The organism is Caulobacter sp. 10L414, assembly GCF_056395525.1.
On record NZ_JBFTJR010000119.1, the window covers coordinates 1 to 5,806 of the forward strand.

Consider the following 5,806-nt stretch of genomic DNA (forward strand, 5'->3'; position numbering starts at 1 on the left):
CCTAGCCGCGCCCGTCGATCCAGGTGCGGACGACGTTGCGGTGGTCGTCGAGGAGGACGAGGTCGGCGGCCATGCCGGGGGCGATGGTTCCGCGTTGGGCGGCAAGGCCCAGGAAGGCGGCGGGGGCGCTGGAGGCGGTCATGACGGCCTCTTCCAGCGACAGGCCCAGCATGTCGACGGCGTTGCGGACGGCGCCGATCATGTCGAGGTCGGAGCCGGCCAGGGTGCCGCCGGGGCCCACGCACACGCCGTCCTGCACGGTGATGGCCTGRCCCTGCAGGGTGAAGCGCTTGTCGGCCATGCCGACGGTGGGCATGGCGTCGGTGACCAGCATGAAGCGGTCCAGCGGGCGGGTGCGCAGGGCGATACGGAGCGTGGCCGGGTCGACGTGGCGGCCGTCGACGATGATCCCGCACCAGGCCTCCTGGCTCTCCAGGGCCGCGCCGACGGTTCCGGGCGCGCGGCTGGTCAGGGGCGACATGGCGTTGAAGAGGTGGGTGAAGCCGGTGAGGCCGGCCGCCAGCGCGGCCTTGACGGTCTCGTAAGTTGCGTTGGTGTGGCCGGCGGCGACCACGACGCCGGCCTTCGCCAGGCGGGCCACCATGTCGGGGGTGGTGGTCTCGGGGGCCAGGGTGACCAGGGTCTTGCCGCGCCTCAGCGAGGAGAGCAGCCTGACCGCCGCCTCGTCGAGGACGCGGAACTTGTCGGCGTCGTGGATGCCCTTGCGCTGTTCGTTGAGGAACGGGCCCTCGATGTGCACGCCCAGCACGCCGGGCACGCCGGCCTCGATGGCGTCCTCGGTGGCCCGCATGGCCGCGTCGACGACGTCGAGGTCGTCGCTGATCAGGGTGGGCAGGAAGCCGGTGGCGCCGAAGGGGCGGTGGGCCGCGCCGATGGCGGCGATGGTCTCCACCGTCGGCGCGTCGTTGAACAGCACCCCGCCCCCGCCGTTGACCTGGGTGTCGATGAAGCCGGGAACCAGCAGACCGCCGGCCAGGTCCTCGGCCACGGCCCCGGCCGGGATCCGCGCGCGGTCGACCAGGCCGACGATGGTCGCCCCGTCGATCAGCAGGGCCTGGCCGTCGACGACGCCGGCGGGCGTCATGACGGCGGCGTTGGTGAGAGCGGTGACGGGCATCAGACGGTCTTGGTCACCTTGTTGAGGTGGGGCGGGCGGTCGGGATCGTAGCCGCGCGCCACCGACAGGCCCGCGGCCATGCGGTAGAAGCTCTGCACGGCCAGGATCGGCTCCAGCACAGGATGGCCGGCGCCCGTCGGCTGGACTGTCGGCAGGGTGGTCGCGCCGCTGGCGGTCCCGCCGGCCAGCAGCACGGTCGCGCCGCGCTCGGCCAGGCCCTGGGCCATGGCCAGGGTGGGCGCGTAGGTCTCGTCGTGCTGGGCCAGCACCAGGGCCGGGAAGCCGTCCTTGACCAGGGCCATGGGGCCGTGCAGCACCTCGGCGGCGCTGAAGGCCTCGGCGTGCAGGCCGCAGGTCTCCTTGAACTTCAGGGCCGCCTCCTGGGCGATCCCGAAGCCGACGCCGCGGCCCAGCACATAGAGGTTGGTCGCCTCGCGCAGGGCCTCGATCCCGGCGCTCCAGTCCTGCTCCCAGGCCGCCGACAGGGCGGTCGGCAGGGCCTCTAGGGCGCCCGCCAGCTCGTCGTCCTGGGTCCAGGCGGCGACCAGCTGGACGATGGCGGCCAGGGCGGCGATGTAGGACTTGGTGGCCGCCACGCTCAGTTCCGGCCCCGCGTGCAGCGGCAGCACCGCGTCGGCCAGGGCCGCCAGGGGCGAGGTCTCGTCGTTGACCAGGGCCAGGGTGAAGGCGCCGCCCAGCTTGGCGGCCTCGACGGCGGCCAGCAGGTCGGGGCTCTTTCCCGACTGCGAGATGGCCACGTAGAGCACGCCCTCCAGGTCCTGCTGGGCGGCGTAGACCGACGACACCGACAGCGCCGCCGACGAGGTCAGCACGCCGGTTCGGGTCTCGATCAGGTACTTGGCGAAGGTGGCCGCATGGTCGCTGGAGCCGCGCGCGCAGGTGACGACGGCCCTGGGCGGGCTGGCCCGCAGCCGCTCGCCGATCGCTGCGGCGACCCGCGCATTGGCCGCCACCTGCCGCGCCACCAGGCGCGCGGCCTCGCCCGCCTCCTGGAACATGCCGGTGGCTTCGGCGACGAGGGGCTGGAAATGGGAATGGGGCAGCGCCGTCACGGGCTGTACTCCGATACTCGGGGTGATCAGGAAATCAGGCGGGGTCGTTCAGTTCGGCCACGAAGTCGTAGGTGTCGCCGCGGTAGTAGGACTGGGTGACTTCCACCGCCCGGCCGTCCTTGAGGAAGCCGCGCCGCTCGAAGGGCGAAGGCGGCGATCGTCGAGTATTCCACCGCCATCGGCGCGCCGTCGGCGTAGCGGATGCGGTGAAAGCGATAGACGGGCGTGCTGGGCGACAGGCCCAGCGTCAGCGATTCCTCGGGCGTGACCGCGCCTTCCATGCGGGCCAGCCACTCGCTGTGCGGGCTGCGGCCGCGCGAGATCATGTCCTCGGTGAAGCAGGTCAGCTTCGAGAAGTTCTTCTCCACGCGGGCGGCGACGAAGGTGCCCGCGCCCTGGCGGCGCGTCAGCAGGCCTTCATGGACGAGGCCCTCCAGGGCCTTGCGCACGGTGATGCGCGAGACGTTGAAGTCCTCGGCCATGTCGCGCTCGGGCGGCAGCGCGTCTTCCGGCGTCAGCACCTTGTGCTGTATCGCCTCGCGCAGGGCCTTCTGGAGCTGCAGGTAGAGCGGGGCGGACGAGGCGGTTTCGATCGGACCGAGGCGTTCGGAGAGCAACATGGGTTAGTTTCCCACCAGAGGTCGAGCTTGGCGCCGCGTTTCGGAGCAGCTCATTGCATACATACCAATCTAAGTCCTCTTTTGTCGGCCGATTTGGTCCGATAAATCGCAACAGGGCGATAAACCGCTTTTGTGTCAAACGGTTTTCGGCTCTMCGTCGGGGTGAGAGTTTTTGGAATGGTATTAAAATGGCATCTATGCCCAGCCATCAGTCATCCCTTGCAAGCGCCCCGCGAGCCGGCCCTGGGCGACACGTCATGGACGTGGCGTCTTCCGGAGGCCTCCTGCTGAGCGCGCCCCTCCAAGGCTGGGTAGCGTCCCTGGAGGAGACGCCGGACGCGGTGTTCGCCGAGCGTATGCTGGGGGATGGTCTGGCGATCGATCCGACGGGTTCGGTGCTGCATGCGCCGTGCGACGGGCGGGTGATCTCGGTGCATCGGGCGCGGCACGCGGTGACGCTGCGGGCGGGCAACGGGGCCGAGATCCTGATGCATGTGGGTCTGGAGACGGTGGCSCTGGACGGCGAGGGCTTCAGCGTCCACGTSGCCGAGGGCCAGGCGGTGAAGGCGGGGCAGGCGCTGATCGGCTTTGATCTGGACYTGCTGGCCCGCAAGGCCAAGAGCCTGATCACCCCGATCGTGGTCACCAATCCCGAGGCSTTTTCGATCGTGCGCCGGGCCCAGGACCACGAGACCGGGGTCGGCGGCTTCCTGATGGAGCTGACGCCGATCGGCGGGGCGGCGGTCGCGGAGACGGGCGAGGGCGCCGAGGTCGTCCGCGAGGTGGTCGTGCCGCTGGCGCACGGCATCCACGCCCGCCCGGCGGCCCGCATCGCCGAGGCCGCCCGCAAGTTCGCCGCCGAAGTCGCGCTGGTCGCCGTCAACCGCCGCGCCAGCGCCAAGAGCCCGGTGGGCGTGATGTCGCTGGCCATCCGCCTGCATGATCGCATCACCGTCGCCGCCTCGGGCCCCGACGCGCAAGACGCCGTCGCGGCGATCGCCGAGCTGATCGAGAGCGGCATGGGTGAACGGGCCGGCGAGGTCGCCGCGCACCCCGTCGTCGAAGCMGCGCCCGTCGCCGCCGTAGCCATCCCTGCCGAACCGGCCGAGCCGGGCGTGCTGCGCGGGGTGCTGGCCGCGCCGGGCCTGGCCATCGGCCAGGCGGTGCGGCTGGTGGCCGAGGAGATCGCGGTCGTCGAGGCCGGGTCCGGGGCCAGCGCCGAGCTGGCCGCCCTGGAGGACGCGCTCTGCGTGGTCCAGGCCCGCATCGAGGCCTCGGCCGCGAGCGGGGACGCGGCCCGCAAGGCCATCCTCGGCGCGCACCTGGCCTTCCTGGACGATCCCGAACTGACGGCGGCGGCGCGCAGGCTGATCGGCGAGGGCAAGAGCGCCGGCTTTGCCTGGCGGCGGGCCGTCGGCGGCTATGTCGAGGCCCTGCGGGGCCTGGGCGACCGCCGCCTGGCCGAGCGCGTCGATGATCTGATCGACCTGGAGCGCCAGGTGCTGCGGGCGCTGGCCGGCGAGGAGGAGACCGCCCGGGCCCTGCCGGCCGGSGCGATCCTGCTGGCCGACGAGCTTCTGCCCTCGCAGCTGATGGGGGTGGATCCTGGCCAGGCGGCCGGYTTCGCCACCGCCCGCGGCGGRCCCACCTCGCACGTGGCCATCCTGGCCGCGGCCATGGGCCTGCCGGCCCTGGTGGCGGTGGGCGAGGGGGTCCTCGACATCGCCGACGGCACGGCCCTGATCCTCGACGCCGAGGGCGGCAAGCTGCGCGTGGCCCCGGACGCGGAGGCCCTGGCGCAGGCCCAGAGCGCCATCGCCGTCCGCCAYGAGGCCCGCGCCGCGGCCAAGGCCGCCGCCCACCAGGAAAGCCGCACGGCCTGTGGGACGCGCATCGAGGTGTTCGCCAATGTCGGCTCGGAGAAGGACGCCCTGGCCGCCGTGGCCAATGGGGCCGAGGGCTCGGGCCTGCTGCGCACCGAGTTCCTGTTCCTCGAGCGCGAGACCCCGCCCGACGAGGACGAGCAGGCCCGCCAGTACCAGGCCGTCGCTGCGGCCCTGGAGGGCCGGCCGCTGATCGTGCGCACGCTCGACGTCGGCGGCGACAAGGCCGCCCCSTAYCTGCCGATCCCGGCCGAGGAGAACCCGGCGCTTGGCCTGCGCGGSGTGCGGGTCAGCCTGTGGCGGCCSCAYCTGCTGAAGACCCAGATCCGCGCCATCCTGCGGGTGGCCCCGCTGGGCCAGTGCAGGATCATGGTCCCGATGGTGGGGTCCTTGTCCGAGCTTCGCGCCGTGCGCGCGGTGCTGGACGAGGCCAAGCGCGAGATGGGGATCACGCARGCCGTCGAGCTTGGGGTGATGATCGAGACCCCGGCCGCCGCGGTGACCGCCGACCTGATCGCCGCCGAGGCCGACTTYCTSTCSGTCGGCACCAATGATCTGACCCAATACGTGCTGGCCATGGACCGGGGTAATCCCGAACTGGCCGCCCGCATCGACGCCTTGCAYCCGGCGGTGCTGCGGATGATCGACCAGACCTGCAGGGGCGCGGCCAGGCACGGCCGCTGGGTSGGCGTCTGCGGGGGGCTGGCTTCGGACCTGGCCGCCGTGCCGGTGCTGCTGGGCCTGGGGGTGACCGAGCTTTCGGCCACCGCCGCCATCGTGCCGGAGGTGAAGGCCCGGGTGCGGGGCCTTGAGCTTGCCGCCTGCCGCGCGCTTGCCGCCAAGACCCTGGACCAGGCCTCGCCCGAGGCGGTCCGCGACCTCATCAAGTCCTTCGGAGTTTGAGCCGATGAAGTCTCCGCTCGAAATSCTCCAGCCGCTGGGCCGGGCCCTGATGCTGCCGATCGCGGTGCTGCCGGTGGCGGGCCTTCTGCTGCGCTTTGGCCAGCCGGATCTTCTGAACATCCCCTTCATCGCCGCGGCCGGCGAGGCGATCTTCGCCAATCTGGGCCTTCTCTTCGCCATCGGCGTGGC

At 72.1% G+C, this 5,806-nt stretch carries 4 protein-coding genes and 1 pseudogene; 2 read left to right on the forward strand and 3 right to left on the reverse strand.

Annotation, left to right across the window (positions count from 1 at the left end):
• Position 1 precedes the first annotated feature (1 nt).
• From nagA to AC1DCG_RS24915, 3 genes and pseudogenes are all read right to left on the reverse strand, one after another.
• The gene (gene nagA, locus AC1DCG_RS24905; RefSeq protein ID WP_477031475.1) at positions 2 to 1,138 is read right to left on the reverse strand and encodes an N-acetylglucosamine-6-phosphate deacetylase; all 1,137 of its coding nucleotides are present in this window, start codon (positions 1,136 to 1,138) and stop codon (positions 2 to 4) included.
• On the reverse strand, positions 1,138 to 2,157 hold the full coding sequence (locus tag AC1DCG_RS24910) for an SIS domain-containing protein (RefSeq protein ID WP_477037268.1): 1,020 nt from the start codon (positions 2,155 to 2,157) through the stop codon (positions 1,138 to 1,140). Before AC1DCG_RS24910 ends, nagA begins: the two co-directional genes overlap by 1 nt.
• Positions 2,158 to 2,245: 88 nt before the next feature.
• Positions 2,246 to 2,831: pseudogene (locus tag AC1DCG_RS24915) on the reverse strand (GntR family transcriptional regulator).
• Positions 2,832 to 3,088: 257 nt separating this feature from the next.
• Here AC1DCG_RS24915 and ptsP point away from each other — a divergent pair.
• Both ptsP and AC1DCG_RS24925 read left to right on the forward strand, forming a co-directional pair.
• Entirely contained in the window at positions 3,089 to 5,617 is a 2,529-nt protein-coding gene (gene ptsP, locus AC1DCG_RS24920) for a phosphoenolpyruvate--protein phosphotransferase (protein WP_477037267.1), read from the forward strand.
• A 4-nt stretch (positions 5,618 to 5,621) separates the two neighbouring features.
• A partial coding sequence (locus AC1DCG_RS24925; RefSeq protein ID WP_477031479.1) for a PTS transporter subunit EIIC occupies positions 5,622 to 5,806 on the forward strand: 185 nt, incomplete at its 3' end.

Excerpts from the sequence above, each read along its gene's own strand:
- AC1DCG_RS24910 (WP_477037268.1), bottom strand. The coding sequence starts at position 2,157 with ATGTTCCAGGAGGCGGGCGAGGCCGCGCGCCTGGTGGCGCGGCAGGTG.